General features: G+C 75.1%; 17 protein-coding genes. 11 read left to right on the plus strand and 6 right to left on the minus strand.

The window, feature by feature from the left end; translation table 11 throughout:
- Positions 1–14 precede the first annotated feature (14 nt).
- Positions 15–887 carry a universal stress protein gene (locus ACGFSH_RS14305; RefSeq protein ID WP_393348242.1) on the minus strand — a complete coding sequence of 291 codons (873 nt, stop codon included), beginning with the start codon at positions 885–887 and terminating at the stop codon, positions 15–17.
- Positions 888–948: 61 nt separating this feature from the next.
- Here ACGFSH_RS14305 and ACGFSH_RS14310 point away from each other — a divergent pair, with 61 nt between their 5' ends.
- From ACGFSH_RS14310 to ACGFSH_RS14350, 9 genes are all read left to right on the plus strand, one after another.
- Positions 949–1,305, plus strand: a complete 357-nt coding sequence (locus tag ACGFSH_RS14310) for a VOC family protein (protein WP_393348244.1) — start codon at positions 949–951, stop codon at positions 1,303–1,305.
- Positions 1,306–1,450: 145 nt separating this feature from the next.
- A complete protein-coding gene (locus ACGFSH_RS14315) occupies positions 1,451–3,127 on the plus strand; it encodes an FAD-dependent oxidoreductase (RefSeq protein WP_393348246.1) in 1,677 nt (558 codons plus the stop codon).
- On the plus strand, positions 3,124–4,605 hold the full coding sequence (locus ACGFSH_RS14320) for an ATP-binding protein (RefSeq protein WP_393348248.1): 1,482 nt from the start codon (positions 3,124–3,126) through the stop codon (positions 4,603–4,605). The genes ACGFSH_RS14315 and ACGFSH_RS14320 overlap by 4 nt, the downstream gene beginning before the upstream one ends.
- The gene (locus tag ACGFSH_RS14325; protein WP_393348250.1) at positions 4,602–4,955 is read left to right on the plus strand and encodes a UBP-type zinc finger domain-containing protein; all 354 of its coding nucleotides are present in this window, start codon (positions 4,602–4,604) and stop codon (positions 4,953–4,955) included. The genes ACGFSH_RS14320 and ACGFSH_RS14325 overlap by 4 nt, the downstream gene beginning before the upstream one ends.
- Positions 4,956–5,032: 77 nt before the next feature.
- Positions 5,033–8,020: an AAA family ATPase gene (locus tag ACGFSH_RS14330; RefSeq protein ID WP_393348252.1), complete on the plus strand. Its 2,988-nt coding sequence runs from the start codon at positions 5,033–5,035 to the stop codon at positions 8,018–8,020.
- Positions 8,021–8,310: 290 nt separating this feature from the next.
- Positions 8,311–9,399: a tetratricopeptide repeat protein gene (locus ACGFSH_RS14335; protein ID WP_393348254.1), complete on the plus strand. Its 1,089-nt coding sequence runs from the start codon at positions 8,311–8,313 to the stop codon at positions 9,397–9,399.
- On the plus strand, positions 9,396–10,460 hold the full coding sequence (locus tag ACGFSH_RS14340) for a polyprenyl synthetase family protein (protein WP_393348255.1): 1,065 nt from the start codon (positions 9,396–9,398) through the stop codon (positions 10,458–10,460). Before ACGFSH_RS14335 ends, ACGFSH_RS14340 begins: the two co-directional genes overlap by 4 nt.
- Positions 10,461–10,581: 121 nt before the next feature.
- Positions 10,582–11,541: a pyridoxal-phosphate dependent enzyme gene (locus ACGFSH_RS14345; protein ID WP_393348257.1), complete on the plus strand. Its 960-nt coding sequence runs from the start codon at positions 10,582–10,584 to the stop codon at positions 11,539–11,541.
- Between the two features lie 366 nt (positions 11,542–11,907).
- The gene (locus ACGFSH_RS14350) at positions 11,908–13,581 is read left to right on the plus strand and encodes a protein kinase (RefSeq protein WP_393348259.1); all 1,674 of its coding nucleotides are present in this window, start codon (positions 11,908–11,910) and stop codon (positions 13,579–13,581) included.
- On the opposite strand, the gene ACGFSH_RS14355 is transcribed toward ACGFSH_RS14350, so the two are convergent.
- Positions 13,570–15,060, minus strand: coding sequence for a serine hydrolase domain-containing protein (locus ACGFSH_RS14355; RefSeq protein WP_393348261.1), 1,491 nt, complete (start codon positions 15,058–15,060; stop codon positions 13,570–13,572). The two genes, ACGFSH_RS14350 and ACGFSH_RS14355, sit on opposite strands and share 12 nt — an antisense overlap.
- A 94-nt stretch (positions 15,061–15,154) precedes the next feature.
- On the opposite strand from ACGFSH_RS14355, the gene ACGFSH_RS14360 reads away from it, so the two are divergent.
- A complete protein-coding gene (locus ACGFSH_RS14360; RefSeq protein WP_393348263.1) occupies positions 15,155–16,126 on the plus strand; it encodes an LLM class F420-dependent oxidoreductase in 972 nt (323 codons plus the stop codon).
- 169 nt (positions 16,127–16,295) lie between these two features.
- Positions 16,296–17,429 carry a hypothetical protein gene (locus ACGFSH_RS14365; RefSeq protein WP_393348265.1) on the plus strand — a complete coding sequence of 378 codons (1,134 nt, stop codon included), beginning with the start codon at positions 16,296–16,298 and terminating at the stop codon, positions 17,427–17,429.
- A 22-nt stretch (positions 17,430–17,451) separates the two neighbouring features.
- Here ACGFSH_RS14365 and ACGFSH_RS14370 read toward each other — a convergent pair whose 3' ends face one another.
- The 4 genes from ACGFSH_RS14370 to ACGFSH_RS14385 all read right to left on the minus strand — a co-directional run bounded on the left by ACGFSH_RS14370 (position 17,452) and on the right by ACGFSH_RS14385 (position 21,220).
- Entirely contained in the window at positions 17,452–17,949 is a 498-nt protein-coding gene (locus ACGFSH_RS14370; protein WP_393348267.1) for a DUF6328 family protein, read from the minus strand.
- A 96-nt stretch (positions 17,950–18,045) separates the two neighbouring features.
- Entirely contained in the window at positions 18,046–19,029 is a 984-nt protein-coding gene (locus ACGFSH_RS14375) for an aldo/keto reductase (RefSeq protein ID WP_393348269.1), read from the minus strand.
- A 71-nt stretch (positions 19,030–19,100) separates the two neighbouring features.
- Positions 19,101–19,739 carry a TetR family transcriptional regulator gene (locus ACGFSH_RS14380; protein ID WP_393348271.1) on the minus strand — a complete coding sequence of 213 codons (639 nt, stop codon included), beginning with the start codon at positions 19,737–19,739 and terminating at the stop codon, positions 19,101–19,103.
- Positions 19,736–21,220 (minus strand): MFS transporter, encoded by a 1,485-nt coding sequence (locus tag ACGFSH_RS14385; RefSeq protein WP_393348273.1) that lies wholly within the window; start codon positions 21,218–21,220, stop codon positions 19,736–19,738. The genes ACGFSH_RS14380 and ACGFSH_RS14385 overlap by 4 nt, the downstream gene beginning before the upstream one ends.
- Between the last annotated feature and the right edge of the window lie 96 nt (positions 21,221–21,316).

Below are 21,316 nucleotides of genomic sequence, written 5' to 3' on the forward strand. Positions count from 1 at the left end.
GGATCCGGGGCGGGTCAGTCGTGGGGCACGACGGCGACCGGGCAGTCCGCGTGGTGCAGGACGCCGTACGCCACCGAACCGATCCAGGCCCCGACCGCCGTGCGACGGGCGCGCCGGCCCACCACCAACAGCTGCGCCCGCCCCGAGACCGACAGCAGCACCTCGGCCGCGCTGCCCATCTCCACGTGCTCCACCACCGGCACGTCGGGGAACCGCTCCCGCCACGGCCGCACCGCCTCGGCCAGCGCCTTCTTCTCGTACGGCTCCAGGCCGCCGGCCTCGTCGAGCAGCTTGAGCGAGCCGGGACTGTAGGCGAACACCGGCGGCAGCGTCCAGGCCCGCACCACGCGCACGCCCGCGCCGCGCGCGGCCGCCGTCTCGAACGCGAAGCGCAGGGCGGCCGCGCTGTCCTCGGACTCCCCCTGCTGGCCGACGACGATCTCGTGGCCGGCCACCTCGGAGGAGGGCCGGTCCCCGGCCCGCACCAGCACGACGGGACGCGCGGCCTCGGCGATCACCTGCCGGCCGACCGACCCGAGCAGGAACCCGACCACGGCGCCGTGCCCGCGCGAGCCCAGCACCAGCAGTTCCGCGTCGGCCGCGGCGGCGACCAGCGTCTCCACCGGGTCGCCCTCGTCGACGTCGACGCTGACGCTCGGCGCCGGATGCCGCTCGGCGACCGCGGCCACGGCGCGCCGCACGGCCTCGCGCACCCATCGCTCCTGCGCGTCGCGGTCGGCCACCTCGGCCGCCGCGTTCGGCTGGAACCGCCAGGCGTGCACCACCCGCAGCGCCAGGTCGCGCCGTACGGCCTCGCGGGCCGCCCAGGCGAGCGCCGCGAGGCTCTCGTCCGTCCCGTCGATCCCTGCCGTGATCGGGCCCGTCATCCCGCCGCCTCCTCGTGTCGTGATCACATCCGTCGGCCCCAGTCTTCACTACGCTGCCGGCATGACTTTGGAGTGGGAGCAGACGGTCGTCGACGCGGCCGATCCGGCGGCGCTGGGACGCTGGTGGGCGGCGGCCCTCGGCTGGGCGGTCGTCGAGGACGCGGCCGACGAGTACGAGATCCGCCCGCACCCGGACCGGCTGCCGGGGCTCGTCTTCGTGCCGGTGCCGGAGGGCAAGACGGTGAAGAACCGGCTCCATCTGGACTTCCGCCCCGACGACCAGCGCGCCGAGGTGGACCGCCTGCTGGCCCTGGGCGCCCGCCGCGCGGACGTCGGCCAGGGCGAGCAGCCGTGGGTGGTGCTGGCCGACCCCGAGGGGAACGAGTTCTGCGTGCTGGGAGAGCGGCGGCAGGGTTGACGGCGAGTGCCCGGCCCTGTGCCGGGAGCGCACGGTCCGGCGGCGTCCCGGAGCGGGCGGGGGCGATCGAACATACGATGGGCGGAGCCGGCACGGGGCTTCGCCGTGCCGCGACGAGCAACGACCCTCTCGGGGTGGGAGACGCATGGCACAGGCCGCCGACAGCGCGCGGACCGTCATCCTGACCGTGGACGACGACCCGGGGGTCTCCCGGGCCGTCGCCCGTGACCTCAGGCGCCGCTACGGCGCTTCGTACCGCATCGTGCGGGCCGAGTCCGGCGAGTCCGCGCTGGACGCCCTGCGCGAGCTGAAGCTCCGCGGCGACCTGGTGGCCGTCATCCTGGCCGACTACCGGATGCCGCAGATGAACGGCATCGAGTTCCTCGAGCAGGCCCTGGACGTGTACCCGGGCGCGCGGCGGGTGCTGCTGACCGCGTACGCGGACACCGGCGCGGCGATCGACGCGATCAACGTCGTCGACCTCGACCACTACCTGCTCAAGCCCTGGGACCCGCCCGAGGAGAAGCTGTACCCGGTCCTGGACGACCTGCTGGCGGCCTGGCGGGCCAGCGACCACCGGCCGGTGCCGGCCACGAAGGTCGTCGGGCACCGCTGGTCGGCCCGCTCCTCCGACGTCCGGGAGTTCCTGGCCCGCAACCAGGTGCCCTACCGCTGGTACTCCGCCGACGAGCCGGAGGGGCGGCGGCTGCTCGCGGCGGCCGGCGTGGACGGGCAGCGGCTGCCGCTGGTGGTCACCGCCGACGGCACGCCCCTGGTCGAGCCGGACGCGCCCGAACTGGCCGCCCACGTGGGGCTCGCGACCACGCCGACGGCCGACTTCTACGACCTCGTGGTGATCGGCGGCGGACCGGCCGGTCTGGGCGCCGCGGTGTACGGGGCGTCCGAAGGGCTGCGGACGGTCCTCGTGGAGCGGTCGGCGACCGGCGGACAGGCCGGTCAGAGCTCGCGCATCGAGAACTACCTGGGGTTCCCCGACGGTGTGTCCGGGGCCCAGCTGACCGACCGGGCCCGGCGGCAGGCGGGCAAGTTCGGCGCCGAGATCCTCACCGCGCGCGAAGTGACGGGGCTGGAGGTCAACGGGTCCGCGCGGGTCGTGCGGTTCTCCGACGGCTCGGCGGTGGCCGCGCACAGCGTGATCCTCGCGACCGGCGTCTCCTACCGGCAGCTGGCCGCGCCGGGCTGCGACGACCTGACGGGCTGCGGGGTGTTCTACGGGTCCGCGCTCACCGAGGCCTCCTCCTGCCAGGGCCAGGACGTGTACATCGTGGGCGGCGCCAATTCCGCCGGGCAGGCGGCGATGTACCTGGCCAGGGGCGCCAAGTCGGTCACGCTGCTGGTGCGCGGGGAGTCGCTCGCGGCGTCGATGTCGTACTACCTGATCCAGCAGATCGAGGAGGCGCCGAACATCTCGGTGCGCCCCGGCACCGTCGTCGAGGCCGCGCACGGCGACGGCCGCCTGGAACAGCTGACGCTGCGGGACGTGGCGAGCGGGCGGACCGAACTCGTCGACGCGCAGTGGATGTTCGTGTTCATCGGCGCCGCCCCGCTGACCGACTGGCTGGACGGCACGGTGCTGCGCGACGAGCGCGGCTTCATCCTGGCCGGCCCCGACCTCACGCCGGACGGGCGGCCACCGGCGGCCTGGGAGCTGGACCGGCCGCCCTACCACCTGGAGACCAACATCCCCGGGGTGTTCGTGGCGGGCGACGCGCGCGCGGAGTCCGCCAAGCGGGTCGCGTCCGCCGTCGGAGAGGGAGCCATGGCCGTGATGCTCGTCCACCGATACCTGGAGCAGTCATGAGCGGGACGCCGATGCCGTGCAGCCCGGCCGAGATCAGCTCGCTGTTCCTGTTCGAGAAGCTCTCCCCGGAGCAGCTGGGGCGGCTGTGCGGCGAGGGCCGGGTGGAGCGGTTCGAACCGGGCCCGGTGTACACCGAGGGCGATCCGGCGACCTGCTTCTACGTGATGCTGGACGGCACGGTCGTGCTCTACCGCCGGGTCGGCGCGGACGACGTCGAGGTCAGCCGCACCTCCCAGCGCGGGGTGTACGCCGGGGCCATGCAGGCCTACCTGGGCGACCGGGTGCCGCAGGTCTACAACAATTCGATGCGGGTGACCGAGCCGACGCGGTTCTTCGTGCTGCCCGCCGAGTCGTTCTCGGCCGTCATGCGGGAGTGGTTCCCGATGGCGGCCCATCTGCTGGAGGGGCTGTTCTTCGGTTCGAAGAACACCCAGCGGGCCATCGGCCAGCGTGAACGGCTGCTGGCGCTGGGCTCGTTGTCGGCCGGCCTGACGCACGAGTTGAACAACCCGGCGGCGGCGGCCGTGCGGGCCACCGCCACGCTGCGCGAGCGGGTGGCGAAGATGCGGCACAAGCTCGCCGTCATCGCGTCCGGCGCGTACGACCCGGAGGCGCTGACCCGGCTGATCGAGATCCAGGAGCGCACGGCCGAACTGGTCGCCAAGGCCCCGGTGCTGAGCCCGTTGGAGGCGTCCGACCGGGAGGACGCGCTCGCCGACTGGCTCGACGACCACGACATCGAGGAGGGCTGGCGGGTCGCGCCGACGTTCGTGCAGGCCGGACTCGACGTGGACTGGCTGGAGCAGGTCGCGGCCGCCGTCGAGCCGGACATCCTGCCCGGCGCGGTCGGATGGCTCAACTACACCGTCGAGACCGAGCTGTTGATGGACGAGATCGGCGACTCTACCAACCGCATCTCGCATCTCGTCGACGCGGCCAAGCAGTACTCGCAGCTCGACCGCGCCCCCTACCGGGTCGTCGACGTGCACGAACTGCTCGACTCCACGCTGCTGATGCTCTCGGGCAAGATCGGCCGGCGCATCGAGGTCGTCAAGGACTACGACCGCACGCTGCCGCCCGTCCCGGCCTACCCGGCCGAGCTGAACCAGGTGTGGACGAACCTGGTCGACAACGCCGTGTTCGCCGTCGACAGCGCCGGCGGGGAGGGCACGCTGACCGTGCGCACGGCCCGCGAGAGCGACCGGCTGCTGGTGGAGTTCCGGGACACGGGGCCCGGCATCCCGCCGGAGATCCGCGAGCGGATCTTCGATCCGTTCTTCACCACCAAGCCGGTCGGCGAGGGCACCGGTCTGGGCCTGGACATCTCCTGGCGGATCGTCGTCAACAAGCACCACGGCAGCCTGCACGTGGAGTCCGTGCCGGGCGACACCCGGTTCCAGGTGCTGCTGCCGCTGACCGCCCCCGAGCCCGAGGACGCCCCCGCCGAGAGCGCCGACAACGCCGAGGAGACGGTATGAGCGACGTGGACCCCATCGACCCGAACGTCCCGCCCAGCGGCGCGGGCTGCGTGGACTGCGACGCGTCCGGCGGCTGGTGGTTCCACCTGAGGCGCTGCGCCGCCTGCGGGCACATCGGCTGCTGCGACTCCTCCCCCGCCCAGCACGCCTCCGCGCACTACAGGGCCACCGGACATCCCGTGGTGCGCAGTTACGAACCGGGCGAGGCGTGGTTCTGGGACTATTCCGCGGACGAGCTGTACGAGTCCGGGCCCGACCTCGCCCCGCCCGAGAGCCACCCCGCGGAGCAGCCGACGCCGGGGCCGGCCGGCCGGGTGCCCGCGGACTGGGCGCGCTCGCTGCGCCGTTGAGTCCTGCCGGATCTCCCGGCAGGGCTCCGTTCCTGGTCGCGGGCCGCGTCCCGCGCGGCGCGTGCCAGGATGGAGCCGTGCCGCAGACCGTGTTCGCCACTCCGTTCATCGGCCGGGAAGAGGAACTCGCCCGGCTCTCCGGCGTGCTGGAGCGCGCCCGGACCGGGGAGGCCCGCGCGGTGCTCGTCGCCGGGGACGCGGGCGTGGGCAAGACACGGGTGCTCGACGAGACGGCGGCACGGGCCGCGCGTGCCGGCATGACCGTGCTCACCGGGCACTGTGTGGACCTGGGCGACGTGGGCCTGCCTTATCTGCCGTTCACGGAGATCCTGGGCCTGCTCGCCGCGGACGGCCGGTTCGCCTCCGTCCTCGCCGCGCACCCGGTGGTCGACCGGCTGCTCGGCACCGGCGCCCGCGGTGCGGGGGACGACGACGCCGCGTCCCCCCGGGACGGCGGCGGCCGGCTTCGGCTGCTGGAGGGCATGGCGTCGCTGTTCGCCGACCTCTCCGAGGTCACCCCGCTGCTCCTCGTCCTGGAGGATCTGCACTGGGCCGACCCGTCCTCCCGCGACCTGCTGCGCTTCCTGCTCAGCCGCGGGTTCCTCCAGCGGCCCGCGGGCGACGGGCCGGGGCACCGGCTGGCGGTCCTGGCCTCCTACCGGGCCGACGACCTGCACCGCCGCCACCCGTTCCGTCCGCTGCTGGCCGAGCTGGTGCGGCTGCCGTCCGTGGACCGCCTGGAGCTGCGGCCGCTGGCGGACGCCGAGGTGGCCCGCCTGGTGCGCGCCCTGGAGGACCGTCCGCTGCCGGAGGCCACGGTGCGCCGGATCGTGGAGCGCGCGGAAGGCAACGCCTTCTACGCGGAGGAGCTGGTGGCGGCCCGGGACACGGAGTCCGCAGGCGTGCCCAGCGGACTGGCCGATCTGCTGCTCATCCGGGTCGAGCAGCTCACCGACACCGCGCAGCAGGTGCTGCGTACGGCCGCGGTGGCGGGCCGGCGGGTGGACCACGACCTGCTGCGGGACGCGGTCGGGCTGCCCGAGGAGGAGCTGGAGTCGGCGCTGCGGGAGGCGGTCGGCCGCCAGCTCCTGGTCGCGGGCGACGACGGCACGTACGCCTTCCGGCACGCCCTCGCGCGCGAGGCGGTCTACGCCGATCTGCTCCCCGGTGAGCGGTCGCGTCTGCACGGGGCGTTCGCCGGTCTGCTGGCCGGCCGCGGGCGCCGCGCCGAGACCGCCGCGGAGCGCGCCCACCACTACCGCGAGAGCCACGAGCCGGGCGAGGCGCTCGCCGCCTCGCTGGAGGCCGCCGACCACGCGCGGCGGGTCGGCGCGCCGGCCGAGGAACTGCACCATCTGGAAGCGGTGCTCGACCTGTGGGAGGCCGCGCCCGCCGCGGCCCTGCCGTCCGGCGAGGGAGGCGACCGGGTGACGCTGATGCTGCGTGCCTCGGCGGCGGCCGCGCACGCCGGGGAGGCGCACCGGGCGGTGTCCCTGACGCGGACCGCGCTCGCCGGAGTCGGCCAGGACGCCGACTCCGAGCTGGCCGCGCGCGTGCGGTACACGCTGGCCGGCACCCTCATGGGCGTCGACAGTCTGACGGCCGCGTTCTCCTACAGCAGCGAGGCGCTGGCGATGATTCCGGCCGAACCGCCGTCGCCGACGTGGGTGTGGGCCGCCGCCACCCATGTCCTGGCGGCGCGTCAGGTCGGTGACGTGGACACCGCGCTGCGGGTCGCCCGGCAGGCGCTGGGCGTGGCCGAGCGGCTCGGGCTGCCGGACGCGCGCGCCGACCTGCTGGTGTCGCTGGCCAACCTGGAGGGCGAGGGCCGCCGCTCCCCCGAGGGGCGGGCCCGGCTGGAGGAGGCCAGGGAGCTGGCGCGGCGCGGGGGCAACGCCCCGGTGGAGATGCGGGCCCTGTTCTCGCTGGCGATCGGGGCCTACGAGGCCGGGGAGCCCGACCAGTGCCTGCCCTGGCTGGCCGAGGGCCTGGACCGGGCCCGCCGGGCGGGTCTGCTGTCCTCGCCGTATCCGCTGGAGATGCGCTATCTGCAGCTCCTGGTGCTCTACACCCTGGGCCGGTGGGACGAGTGCCTGCGCACGGCGGCGAACGATCTGGCGGTGGTCCCGGCGTCGGGGGGCTTCGCGCTCGGCCCCACCCTGTACGTCGCCCTCGCGCGCGGTGAGCGCGGCGCAGTCGAGCGGGCGCGGGCGCTCGTCGAAGGGCGGCACGACTGGATGGCGGCGCTCGTCGCGGGGATCGTCCTGACCGACGCGGCGGCCCTGAGCGGCGACGCGGAGGCCGCTGTGGCGCGGCTGCGGTCCTCGGTCGAGTCGTTGACGGACGAGGCGGGAACCCGTCCGGACGTCGTCGTCCGGCTCACGGCGCTGGCTCTGACGGCGGTCGCGGAGGCGGCCGTCGCGGCACGGCGCGAGGGCGACGGGAGCGGGGCGCGCCGCTGGTCCGCCGTCGCGGCCGAACTGCTGGAGCCGGCCCGGGAGGCGACCCTGCACGGCCAGACCGGCGCGTCGCAGGGCCCCGAGGGGCGGGCCTGGCTGGCCCGCGCGGAGGCGGAGTGCGCGTGGGCCGTCTCCGGTCCGGACCCGGACGCCTGGGAGCGGGCGGTGCGGGCCTTCGGGTACGGCGACCCGTACGAACTCGCCCGCTGCCGGCTGCGGTACGCGCAGGCCCTGCTCGCGGCGGGCCGGGGCGAGGAGGCGACGGCGCAGGCGCTCGCGGTGCGGGAGGCGGCAGCGCGTCTGGGCGCCGCGCCCCTGTCCGGGCGGGCGGACGCCGTGGTCCGCGCCGCCCGCCCGGCAACGGGCCCCTCCGGTGCCCGCGACCGCTCGCCGGCCCTGACGGCCCGTGAGCGGGACGTCCTGCGGCTGCTCGCGCTCGGCCGCAGCAACCGGCAGATCGGGGAGGAACTGTTCATCAGCGGCAAGACGGCGAGCGTCCACGTCTCCAACATCCTCGCCAAGCTGGGGGCGTCCGGCCGCACGGAGGCGGTGGCGATCGCCTACCGCGAGCACCTGATCCCACCGGAGCCGGGCGCGACGGGCTGACCGGGGCACCCGGCCCGGCGGGCCGACGGCGGACGCCGACGCGGGAGTTCGGCCTCCCGCACATCAACTCCCCTCACGCGCCGCACGGTTCGCGTCGGCCGCCTCGGGAGGTGATCTTGGCCTCACAGGCAACCCCGTCTCCGTCAGCGGCGTCTTGCCCGGCAACACAACCGGCTATACCCATCGTGTATACACAGCGTGCATATATGCGTACGCGCAGCCGCCGCGCACACCCGGCACTCCCCCGTGCCGTGGCCTCGCGGCGCGCACGGTGGCGGCGAAAGGAACCGATGTACGGCAAGGCATTCGCCCCGGAGTACCAGGGCGCCCTCACCACCCTCTCCGTGAACTCCTCGCTGGACGACGTGCTGGCCGCCGGCACCGCCCGGCTGCGGGCGGCCGAACAGGCCGGCGAACCGGGCGAGGCCGCCCGCTCGGGGCTCGCGGTCGCCGAGGCCCACCGGCGGCTGGGGCAGATACGGGAGGCCGACCGGGCCTGGAAGGCGAGCTACCGGGCGGCCCGCGACGCGGGGGACGTCGCCGCGATGGCCTGGGCCCTGTGGAGCGGCGGCACCCTGGCCCGGCAGCGGGGCGCGTTCGCGCTGGCCCGACGGCTCCTGGGCCTGGCGGCCGAGTTCGGCGAGCGCGGCGGCGACATCGTCGTGCGCGGCTACTCGCTGGCCGGGCTCGCCGAGACCGGGCGCATCCAGGGCGACTACGACGCCGTCGGCAGGCTGCACGAGCAACTGCTGGCCGAGGCCCGCAGGCGCGGCGAGGCACGGCACACGGTGTGGGCCCTGGAGGGCATCGCCCAGATGCACCGCAACCGCGGCGACCACGACACCGCGTACGCGCTGTTCGAGGAGGCCGCCGAGATCGCCGCGAAGGCGGAGGACCGGCGCGGTCACGCCTGGGCGCTGCGCGGACTGGCCGACATCGTCTCCGTCCGCGACGCGGACCCCGACCGCGCCCTGCGTCTGCTCGCGGAGGCCGAGGAGTCCTGCCGCGCGATGAACCTGTCCGGCGCGCTGGCCTACAACCACAAGATGCGCGGCAACGTCCTCTATCGCGCGGGCCGTTACCACGAAGCCCGCGACCTGTACGAGCAGGCGCTGGGAGAGTTCCGCGCGATGGGCGAGCCGCGCGGCGAGGCCCTGGCCCGCCTCGGCCTGGCCAAGTCGCTGGCGCGCCTGGGCCGCGGCCGGGACGAGACGGCCGCCGAACTGGCCGACCTGGCGCGGGTGCTGGAGCGCATCGGGCTGCGGCACGCCCGCGAGATGGTCGCCCGGGCGCAGCGCGAACTGGGTCTCGCACCGGTCCCGGACGACCCGGACGACGCCGGGGCGGCGGGCCGGGCGAGGACGGAGGCCGCCCGGTGACCGCGCTGGACGCCGCGGTGCGGGAGCCCGGGACCGCTCGCACGTCACCGCCCGAGGCTCGCCAAGTCCTCGCCCGCTGCCGCGCGTTGACGGGACCCGCGCTGCGGGAGGCGGTCGGGCGCTCGCACCCCTGGGTGGCCGAGATGGCCGGCTACTCCTTCGGCTGGTGCGAGGTCGGCGGGGCGCCCGCGGCCGGCTCCGACGGCAAGGGGCTGCGCCAGGCGCTCGCGGTGCTCGGCGCGGAGGCGGCCGGCGCGCCCGCGCGGGCGGGGGTGCCCGCGGCGGTGGCGGTGGAACTCGTGCACGCCTTCTCCCTGCTCCACGACGACGTCATGGACGGGGACCCGGTCCGGCGGGGGCGCGCCACCGTGTGGAAGGCGTACGGCACCGGGGCGGCGGTGCTCGCCGGGGACGCGCTGTTCGCCCTGGCCGTCGAGACGCTCGCCCGCCGTCCCCTCCCGGCCGGCGCCGAGGCCGTGCGCATGCTGTCGGGCGCCCTCGGCGACCTGGTCCGCGGACAGGCCGACGACCTGCTCTTCGCCGACCGGCCCTGGACCGGGCCGGAACGGGTGCGGCCGCGGGCCTACCGGGCGATGGCCGAGGGCAAGACCGGCGCCCTGCTGGGCTGTGCGGCCGCCCTCGGGGCCGTCCTCGGCGGTGCGCCCGCGGCCACGGCGGCCGCGCTGGACCGGGCGGGCCGCCACCTCGGGGTCGCGTTCCAGGTCGTCGACGACGTCCTGGGGCTGTGGGGCGACCCGTCCGTCACGGGCAAGCCCGTCCACGGGGACCTGCGCGAGGGCAAGAAGACGTTCCCTGTGCTCGCGGCCCTCGACTCACCGGATCCCGCGGCCCGCCGGCTGGCCGCCCTGCTGGAGCGGGGCGGCGATCCGGTCGAGGCCGCCGGGCTGGTCGAGGCGGCGGGCGGACGGGCCGCGGCGCTCGCCGAGGCGGACCGGCAGCTCGCCGCCGCCGGGACGGCGCTCACGGCGGCGCCCCTGGCCCCGGGTGCCGTCCGCGAACTGCGCGCCCTGGCGGGCTTCGCCGTGCGCCGGGACCTCTGACGCGGACTGCGGGACGGCGGGCGCAGGGACGAGTTGACCCGGGACCCGGCGGCGGGCGAGGCTGCGAGGCGGAACAAGGCGCGGCCGACCTCCTCCCCGCCGCGCCGGAAGGGTGGCTGTGGTGATCGGCATCTCGGACATCGAGGCGGCCGCCGGGCGGATCGCCGGGCACGTCGTCCGCACCCCGACCGTGCCGAGCCCCGGCCTGTCGGCGCTGCTCGGCGTACCCGTGACCGCGAAACTCGAACTCCTCCAGCGCACCGGCTCGTTCAAGGCGCGCGGGGCGACGGCGAAGCTGCTGTCGCTGGGCGAGGAGGAGCGGGCGGCCGGGGTCGTCGCGGTGAGCGGCGGCAACCACGGCATCGCGCTCGCGGTCATGGCCGCCGCACTGGACGTGAAGGCCACGGTGGTCATGCCGCGCTCGGCGCCCGCCCGCGCGGCCGAGATCGCGCGGACGGCCGGCGCGTCGGTGCGGCTGACCGACACCATGGACGGCGCGTTCTCGCTGGCGGAGCGGCTGCGGCAGGAGGGCCTCACACCGGTGCACCCCTTCGACGACCCCTTCGTCGTCGCCGGGCAGGGCACGGTCGGCCTGGAGTTCGCCGACGACGCGGACGACGTCACGGACGTCGTGGTCAGCGTCGGGGGCGGCGGGCTGATCGCCGGTGTCGCCGCCGCCCTGCGCGCCCGCCGCCCGCGGGTGCGGGTCTGGGGCGTGGAGACCGAGGGCGCCCAGGCGATGACCGAGGCGCTGGCGGTGGGCGGGCCGGTCCCGGTGGCCCTGTCGTCGATCGTCTCCACGCTCAGCGCGCCGAGCGTCTCGCAGTTGACGTACGACCATGTGTCCGCCCTGGTCACCGAGGTGCTGAGCGTGTCCGACCGGGAAGCCGTGCGGGGCTGTCTGGAACTCGCCGAGCACGCCAAGCTGTGGACCGAGCCGGCCGCGGGCGCTCTGCTGCCCGCGGCCCGGCAGATCGTCGAGCGCATGGGCCCCGACGTACGGCTGGGCCTGGTCGTGTGCGGCGGCAACGCGACGATCGCGGACATGGCGGCCTGGACGGAGCGGTACGGGCTGCGCTGAGGGCGCCACGGCACGTCGAGGCGGCGCCGGTCCGGCGCGGCGGCGCTCCCCCGCGAGATCCGCTCGGCACGGCGGCTCGTTCCCGGACGCCGCGTCGACGATCCGCCCGCGGGTCCGCGCGAGAAATCCGGCCAGGGCCGGGCAGCCGGTTCCCGCACGTTCGAACGGTCCGCCGCCCGCGTCCCGCGCGTTCCCGGCCCTCCACGTCCGCGCCTCTCCCGCCCACCGTCACGCCTGTGCGTACGCTCGAACACCGCCTTTCTTGAATGAAAGACAGGAATGAGCCGGAGTTGCGCGCCCGTTGAACGCACCCCCGCGCGCCGGGCGTACCACTGGGCAAGGTGAGTACCAGCGGTTCAGCGAGGGATGGCCATGGTCAAGACGCACGTCTCCACGCACGAGTTGGTCGCCGGGAGGTACCGGCTGCTCGACGTGGTCCACCGGGAGACGAACCGTGTCAGCTGGTACGGCGAGTACGTGGAGGAGACCGGGGCCGCACGGCCCTGCCTGGTCACCAGGATCGGGCTGCCCGCCGACCAGGGCGAGGAGAAGGCGCGCCAGGCGGCCGACCGGGTGCTGGGCATGTCGGAGACGATGGCGCGGCTGTGTCCGGGCCGGATCGCCGCGGTCGTCGACGCCGTCGAGGAGGCGGGCTCCCTGTGGACGGTCACCGAGTGGATCGACGGCCTGCCGCTCGGCCAGCTCATGGAGCAGAAGGGCGCGTTCGGCCCGGCCCGGGCGGCGGCGATCGGACTGCAGCTGCTGGAGGTCCTGGAGGCCGCGCACGGCGAGGGCATCACCCACGGCGAACTGAGCCCCGGTCAGGTGTTCGTGCGCAGCCAGGGCCCGCTCGTGCTCACCGGGTTCGGGCTGGCCGGCGCGACGCTCGCCCCGCGCGTGGCCGCGCCGGCGTACGCCTCTCCCGAGCAGGCCCGCGACGAGCGCATCGGCCCGGCGGCGGACCTGTGGGCGCTGGGCGCGATCCTCTACACGATGGTCGAGGGAAGGCCGCCGTACCGGGACCGGGACCGGCCCGAGGCCACGCTGAAGGGCGTGGACCGGCTGCCGTTGCGCGCTCCCCTGCGGGCCGGCCCCCTCACCGCGACCGTGCAGGGGCTGCTGCGCAAGGACTCCCGGGAGCGGCTGACCCGCACGGTCGTGCGCCAGTCCCTCACCCGGGTGCTGGACGACGATCCGCACACCGCCCTGCCCGCCCCGAGGCTGCGGCGCATGTGCGCCGCGGCGCGGCAGGCCGGCCCGCAGTGGAGCGGGCGGGCCATGGCGGCCGGGACCGCGCTGGCCGTCGTCACCGTGGCGGTCGCCGCCCTCGTCGTGACCCACCAGCTGCCCGACGCCGACGACGCCGCGGCGGGCGGGACGCAGGCCCGGCCGTCCGCGTCCGCCGCGGCGCCCGACGACGACGGCGGCGACAGAGGCTCCCCCGCGCCCGCCCCCTCGCCCACGGCCGCCCCGCCGAGCCCGCCGCCGACGGCCGCGAGTCCGGCCGCGCCGGCCCGGCCGTCCGCGGGCGCCTCACCGGCCGCCCCGCCCTCCGCCGCGGCGACCGCCCTCCCCCGGGGCTTCCGGGTCTACCGGGCGCCCGAGGGCTTCTCGGTCGCCCTGCCCGCGGGATGGAAGCGGCTGGAGACCGCGCGCGGCGCCGGGCACGCCTACCGCGTCACCTTCGGCGCGTCCGGCGATCCGCGCACCCTCGCGGTGACCTACAGCGAGAGCGCCGGTCCCGACCCGGTCGCCGTCTGGCGCGACGACGTCGAGCCGAACCTGAGGAAGGCCGGCGGTTTCCGGCGGATCGGCGCGATCAGGGCCACGACGTACCAGGGATACCGGGCCGCCGACATGGAGTGGGTCTTCGACGCCGACGGCGGGCAGCAGCGGACGTTCGGCCGCGGATTCCTCCTCGGCGGGGGCCGCAGCTTCTCGCTGCGCTGGACGACTCCCGCCGAGGAATGGGACACCACGGCCGACCGGCAGGCCCTCGACACGTTCCTGAAGACCTTCCGGCCCGGCTCAGCGGCCTGACCGGGACGCCTCTCGCGGCCGGGACGCGCCGCGCGGCGCACGCAACGAGCGCAGGCCGCCGCCGTGCAGGGGCGTCGTGTCCCAGTGGGCGGTGAAGGTCCGCGTGGCGAGGGAGCAGGTCACCCGCAGGCGGTGCGGGGTCTCGAGGAAGACGATGTGCGCGCTGAGCGTGCCGGCGTCCGTCCACCCGCCGCCGACCGCGGTGGGCACGGGCTCCTCGCTCACCAGCCAGCCGCCGGCGGGCGGCAGCGCCAGCCTGAGGTCGCCCTGCTTCTCGGCGAGGCTCAGCGTCCAGCCGCCGGTCCCGTCCGCGACCGTGACGCCGGTCAGTCCCGGCTGGTCGGCGCAGAGGCCGCCGGCGGGGGCGAACGCGGCGCCCGCCCAGTCGGCCGCGTCCCGCGGCGGCTCGGGCTCGCCTTCGGCCGGGGGCAGCGCGAGCCGGGTCAGCCGCCCGGCGAGAGCCGCGTCGGCCCCCTCGCGGCCGGCCAGCGGCCCCGGCGCGAACGCGGGCAGCAGATGCTCCCAGACGAGGGTGAGCAGGGCCTGCATGTCACGGGTCGCCGCGGTGGTCGCGATCACGGCGTCGTGCTCGGGCAGGACCAGGCAGAACTGTCCGTAGGCGCCGTCGCCCCGGTAACCGTGCCGGGACCGCCAGAACTGGAAGCCGTAGCCTCGCTCCCAGTCCGTCCGGTCCGCGTCCGCCGGGAGCCCGGGAGCCGTCGGCACGTGCGCGCGGGTGGCCTCGGCGACCCACTCCGGTGACAGCAGCCGTTCCCCCTGCCACATGCCCCCGGCCAGCCACAGCTGGCCCAGCCGGGCGATCGTGTCGGTCGTGCCGTGCAGTCCGCTGAAGCCGAGTTCACGCCCGGACCGGTCGGTCAGCCAGGCCACCCCGCCGACGCCGAGCGGGTCGAGCAGGCGCGGCCGCAGATACGCGGTGAGCGACAGGCCGGTCACCCGCTGCACGATCGCAGCGAGCGCGTAGGTGGCGGGCTGGTTGTAGGCGAAGACCGTTCCCGGATCGCGCTCGGGCGGCAGCAGCAGGAAACCCCGTACGAGGTCGTCGCGGTCGAGGGCATGCGCCCGGTCGTACGTCTCCTCCTCGTGCCCGCTCGCCATCGCGGCCACGTGGCGCACCAGCATGGCCCGGCTGCGCGGGTCGGTGATCTCCGCCTCGAACTCCGGGAAGTACGAGACGACCGGGTCGTCGAGGCCGATCAGCCCCTCCGCGACGGCGAAGCCGGCGGCCGTGGACGTGAAGCTCTTGCTGAGCGAGTACAGCAGGTGGAGCCGGTCGCTGGCGTACGGCTCCCACCAGCCGGAGGCGACGAGCCGGCCGTGCCGCAGGATCATCAGGCTGTGCGGCTCCACGGCCTCGGCCGCCTCGACGGCGTCGAGGAAGGCCAGGACGCCGAGAGCGTCGACGCCCTCGGCGGACGGGGTGCTGGACGGCAGGGGGGACGGGGGGTGGGCGCTCATGTCCGCATCCTGCCCGGCCCGGGCCCGGCGATCGACGGGTTTTCCGGCCGCCTGCGGCCCGTTTCCCCTGGCGGCGGGCGGGGACTCGGACCTCATGGTGCGAATCGGATACACGATGATGACCGAGCAGGCCGGCCCTCGTGACCTGGTCGACCACGTGGTGCGGGCCGAGGAGGCGGGCTTCGACTTCTCGGTGACGTCGGACCACTACTTCCCGTGGCTGCGCTCCCAGGGGCACTCCCCCTACGCGTGGACCGTGCTCGGAGCCGCCGCCCAGGCCACGTCACGCATCCCCCTGATGACGTACGTGACGTGTCCGACGTTCCGCTACCACCCCGCGGTGGTGGCGCAGAAGGCCGCGACGATGCAACTGCTGTCGGAGGGGCGCTTCCGGCTGGGGCTGGGCTCCGGGGAGAACCTCAACGAGCACGTGGTGGGCGGCGGCTGGCCCTCGGTGGACGTGCGGCACGAGATGCTGGAGGAGGCCGTCGGGATCATCCGGGACCTGTTCGAGGGTGGTCATGTCACCCGGCACGGCACCCACTTCGACGTGGACTCGGCCCGGCTGTGGGACCTTCCCGACGAGCCGCCGCCGATCGGGATCGCCGTCTCCGGCGAGCGCTCCTGCAAGCTCGCCGGCCGGCTGGCCGATCTGGTGATCGCCACCGAGCCGAAGCCGGACCTGCTGGAGTCCTTCGACCGGCACGGCGGCACGGGCAAGCCGCGCGTGGGCCAGCTCCCCGTGTGCCACGACTCCGACCGGGAGGCCGCGGTGAAGCGGGCGCACGACCAGTTCCGCTGGTTCGGCAGCGGCTGGAAGGTGAACTCCGAACTGCCCCACCCCGACTCCTTCGACGCCGCGACCCAGTTCGTGACTCCCGACGACGTCGCCTCGTCGATCCCCTGCGGCGACGACCCGGACGACTTCGTCGAGGCCGTGCGCCCCTACGCCGAGGCCGGGTTCACGGAGATCGCCCTGGTGCAGATCGGCGGCGACTCGCAGCCGGCCTACCTCGACTGGTCGGAGAAGACCCTGCTGCCCGCCCTGCGCAAGGCGTTCGGCTGAGGCCACGGGCCGGCAGCGGGCGGACGACGGGCCGCACGCACGGCAGGCGGGTCGGGCAAAGCGCCGCCAAGGCGTCCATATAGGCTGCGGGCCGGCACTCCCACGGTGCCGGCCCGTCCGTGTCTCAGCCCGCAGCCCGCAGTCCGCAGTCCGCAGAGGAGAGTCATCCGTGACCCTGGCGCCCGACCTGCCCCAGACGCCCCTTACGCCCGAGGCGCCCGAGACACCCGTGGTGGCGTCCGCCGAGAAGCCGGAGGAGAGGTCGGACGACACGCCGCGCGAGCCGCTTCCCGCGCCCGCGCCCCTGTCGGACCTCGTGGCGCGCGACGCGCGCGAGTTCGGCGTCTACGCCCGCACCGGCGGATGGGCCTTCGGCCTGATGGTGGCGCGCAGCGTACGGCCCGGCGGACAGGGCGCCGGCGAGACGCCGAAGGTGTCGGCGAGGGAGTTCGCGGAACTGGCGGGCTGCTCCCCCGAGCGCGTCATGCGCTACTACAAGGCGTGGGACCGGGCCGCCGACGACGGTCTGGTCCCGCACTTCGAGGAGCTGGCGCCGGGCCAGGAGGTGGAGCTGCCGGACGCCGACGTGTGGCTCGGCTACTACGTCCCGCGCTCCAGTGCCGCCTCCGATCGCGGCGCCGCGATCGCGCAGGCCGCCGAGGCCGAGGGCATCCGTCCGACCAAGGCCCTGGAGGTCGCGGAGAACCCCACCGCGCTGCGCGCCGCGATCCTGGCGGACCCCTCGACCGCCCGCGCGGCCCGCGCCGCCCTCCTGGACCGCGTGCGGGAGGACCCGGACCTCCAGACGGAGCTGGCGCGGGACGTGGTGCGCACCGACGACCTGAAGAAGGCCGTGGCGAGCGAGAGCCGCTCGGCCGACCGGATCGGGTACGTCCGGCAGATCGCCGAGTCGGGCATGATCAGGACTCCCGCGGGCCAGACCGTGGACGCGCCCCTCGAGGTGCGCCAGGAGGCCGAGCGGCATCTGTCCCTGCTCGACGAACTGGACGACGACGAGGACGCGGGCGAGTGGGCGAGCGAGGCCTACGACACCATTAAGTCCCTGGTCGTGGAGACCGTCGAGGCCGATCCCGGACTGCGCGTCCAGGAACGGCGCACGAAGTTCTACAGCAGCCTGCAACGGGCGACCAGGGTCTTCGAGGAGCTCACCTTCGACGACGTCGACACGCAGGAGTTCTACGAGGACGACATGGTGCAGCGGCTGGAAGAGCTCCAGCAGGCGATCGGCACCTGCCTCGCCGCGCTGCGCGGGGCCCGCGGCGACGCACCCGAGACCGGATGATCCGGCCGGGCCGTCGTCCGGTTCAGTTCGTGGTGTAGCGGCGCCGCGTCCACAGGGGCACCACGAACCAGCACAGCCCGTACCACGAGACCACGCCCGCGACGAGCCAGGGCACGAAGGCGTCGTGGGTGGCCACGCGCAGGATCAGCAGCAGCGACGAGGTCATGGTGGCGAGCAGCAGGATCAGACCGACGAGGGTCATCCTGGACGCCACCTGCACCGTCTGCGGTTTCACCCGCCGCCCCGAGACGAGCCGGTGCAGCGACACCGGGCCTATGAGGGCGCCGGTCGCACACGCCCCCAGGACCACGGTCACGATGTAGATGACCTTGTCCACGTCCTGCAGCTCCGCGTAGCGCGGGGTGAAGACGACGGTCAGCAGGAAGCCGAAGAGGATCTGTACACCCGTCTGGGCGACGCGGATCTCCTGGAGGAGCTCCACCCACATCCGGTCGGCTCTCTCCTCCTGGGTCTCGTTGCGCCCCGTGCGCCGCTCGGCGTCCGTCCCCGTGTCCGTCACCTTTGCCGTCCTCCCGATTCCGGGTGGTCCCTCGACCCCCTCGTCATCGCGAGTACCCCGTGAACGGCGCTTTTCGCAGGTCGCCGCCGCGTTGGTCTACCAGCGTCCCTCGACCTGGTCCTTGATGCGCCGGTCGTAGAGGTCGCGCACGGCCGCGAGGGTCTGCTCGTCGAGTTCGGTCAGCCTGGCGGCGGCCGCGTTGGCGCGGGCCTGCTCCGGCGAGCGGGCGCCCGGGATCACCGTGGTCACGCCGGGCTGCTGGACGATCCAGCGCAGGGCGAGCTGGGCCGGGGTGTACCCCTCGGGGGCCAGGGCCGCGAACTCGACGGCGGCCTCGACGCCGGTCGTGTAGTCGACGCCGGAGAACGTCTCGCCCTGGTCGAAAGCCTCGCCGTGCCGGTTGTAGGCGCGGTGGTCGTTCTCCGGGAACACGGTGTCGGCCGTGTACTTGCCGGAGAGCAGGCCGGAGGCGAGCGGGACGCGGGCGATGATGCCGACGCCGGCCGCGCGGGCCGCCGGGAGCACCTCGTACAGGGGCTTCAGACGGAAGGGGTTGAGGATGATCTGCACGCTCGCCACGCCGGGCCGGGCGATCGCGGTGAGGGCCTCGGCGCAGGTCTCCACGCTGACGCCGTAGTGCGCGATGCGCTCCTCCTCGACGAGCGTGTCGAGGGCGTCGAACACCTCGTCGGAGGAGTAGACGGGGGTCGGCGGGCAGTGCAGCTGGACCAGGTCGATCCGGTCGACGCCGAGGTTGCGGCGGGAACGGTCGTTCCAGGCGCGGAAGTTGTCGAGCACGTAGTTCTCGGGGATCTGGTCGACCCGGCGGCCCATCTTGGTGGCGACCAGCACGTGCAGGTCGGGGCGGCCGCTGAGGAAGGCGGCGATGGTCTGCTCGCTGCGGCCGTCGCCGTAGACGTCGGCGGTGTCGAAGAAGGTGACTCCCGACTCGGCCGCCGCCTCCAGAACCGCCAGTGCCTCCTTGTCGTCGACGTCGCCCCAGTCGGCGCCCAGCTGCCAGGTGCCGAGGCCGACGACGGATGCGTGCTGACCAGACCTACCGAATTCGCGCTCGTCCATGGCGTCAGTCTGTCACCCGGTGCCCGGGGGCGCGGCCCCGACCACCCTCCCGCGGCCGCCGCGGGCCGGGCTCACTCCCCGGCCGGAACGGACGGGGGCCGCGGGGCGGGGCCGTCGAGGTGCGCCTGCACGGTGGGCCCGTACCGGTCGACGACGTCCTCGACCGGCATCGCCCGCAGGGCGGCGCCGCGTGCGATGCCGGACATCACGCCGAGGCCGAGCAGCGCGGCGATCGCGAGCTCCGCGCGCACGGCCGTGTCCGGGCCGGTCAGGCGGGCGGCGAGCCGCTCGGTGACCTGGGCGCGGAAGTTGGCACGCAGGACGTCGCCGTGCTCGCCGTGCAGGGGCGCGAAGGCGATGCGCAGCACGGGGTCGGCGCCGCGCTCGCGCTGGCTGACCAGCACGTGGCGGACCATGTGCCGGCCCAGCTCGGCGGGCGGGGCGTCGAGGAGGGCGTGGGCGTCCTCCTCGAAGGACATCACGCGGGCGAAGAGGGCGTCCTTGTTGCCGAAGTACTTCACCACCAGCGGCGCGCTCACTCCGGCGCGCTCGGCGACCGCCTTGAGGGTGAGGTCGGCGTGCGCATGGCGGGCGAGGAGGTGGCGGGCGGCGCGCAGGATGGCCGCTTTGGTGGCCTCGGCGTCGCGCCGGGCCGGGGGCCGCGCGACGCCGGGGCCGGGGGCGTCCGGTTCGGTGTTCACGGCGCTCATGCTCCCCCGGTGGCCCCGTCGTTCACCGGCCGGGGGCGGCTGCGGGCGGGCGGCGGGTCGTCGGGCGCGCGGTCGCCGGGGATGGTGAGCGCCATGGCGCAGGCCGCGAGCGCCACCGCGCCCGCCACGGCGAAGGCCACCAGATAGCCGTGCAGCGTCGGCACGGGCCGACCGCCCACGAGGCCGGTGTGGTGCACGAGCACGGCGGCGACGGCCGCGCTGGATACCGCCTGGCCGATGGTGCGCATCAGGACGTTCACGCCGTTCGCCGAGGCGGTCTGTCCGGGCGGGACGGCGCGCAGGATGAGCGCGGGCAGCGCCGAGTAGGCGAGAGTGGTCCCGGTGGCCACGACGGTCGCCCCCACCATGATCATCCACAGTTCGCGGCTGTCGGCGAAGCGCAGCGCGTAGCCGGCGGCGATGACGGCGGCGCCCAGGGCGAGGGTGACGCGCGGGCCGCGGGCCTCGGAGATGCGGGCCGAGACCGGTGAGAAGAGCAGCATGGTGATGCCGCCGGGCAGCAGGCACAGCCCGGTCTGGACGATGGACAGCCCGAGTCCGTACCCGCTCGCCTTCGGGGCCTGTACGAGCTGGGCGGTGACCAGCGAGTTGGCGTAGAAGGCGAAGCCGGTCAGGAGCGCCGCCAGGTGGGACAGGCCGACCCTGGGCCGGGACACCAGGCGCAGGTCGACCAGCGGCCGCGGGGCGCGCAGCTGCTGCCGGCTCCACAGGGCGAGGACGACGGCCGAGCCCAGGAAGAGGCCGAGGACCCGGGCGCTCGTCCAGCCCCACTGGCCGCCCTGGGACACGGCGAGGAGGAGGCAGATCAGCCCGGCGGCCAGTCCCAGCGCGCCGGTGACGTCGAACCGGCCGGGCTCGCGGACGGGCGACTCGGGCACCGCCCACCGGATCAGGGCGACGCCGGTCACCCCCAGGGCGGCGGTCACCCAGAACATGACGTGCCAGTTCGCGTACTGCACGACCACGGCGGCCGCGGGCAGCCCCAGCGCGGCGCCGATGCCGACGGTGGAGCTCATCAGCGCCACTGCGGAGCCGCGCCGGTGCGGGGGCAGTTCGTCGCGCAGGATGCTGATGGACAGCGGGACGACGGAGGACGCGGCGCCCTGGAGGGCGCGCGCCGCGATCAGGATGCCGATGTCGGAGGTGAGGGCGCAGATCACCGAGCCGGCGGTCATCAGCGCGAACGACAGGAGCAGCACCCGGCGCTTGCCGTACATGTCGCCGGCCCGGCCGAGTACGGGGGTGAGGACCGCGCCGGACAGCAGTGAGGCGGTGACCATCCAGGAGACGGCGCCCGCGGAGGCGCCGGTCAGCCGGGGCAGGTCGGGCAGCAGCGGGACGACGACGGTCTGCATGACCGCCATGAGGATGCCGCAGTAGGCCAGGACCGGGACGGTGAGGCGGGCCCGCAGGCCGCCGGCCTCCCCGGCCGGGGCGGGTATCGGAGCGGGCGACGCCATGGACACTCCAGCGGCCGGTGCGACGACCGGTCACGGTGGACACGCGAGCGCGGGGCGGCGGGAGCACGGTGACCGAGGTGAATGGGAATTCACCGT

It is taken from the genome of Streptomyces sp. NPDC048481 (assembly GCF_043200075.1).
GTDB lineage: Bacteria > Actinomycetota > Actinomycetes > Streptomycetales > Streptomycetaceae > Streptomyces.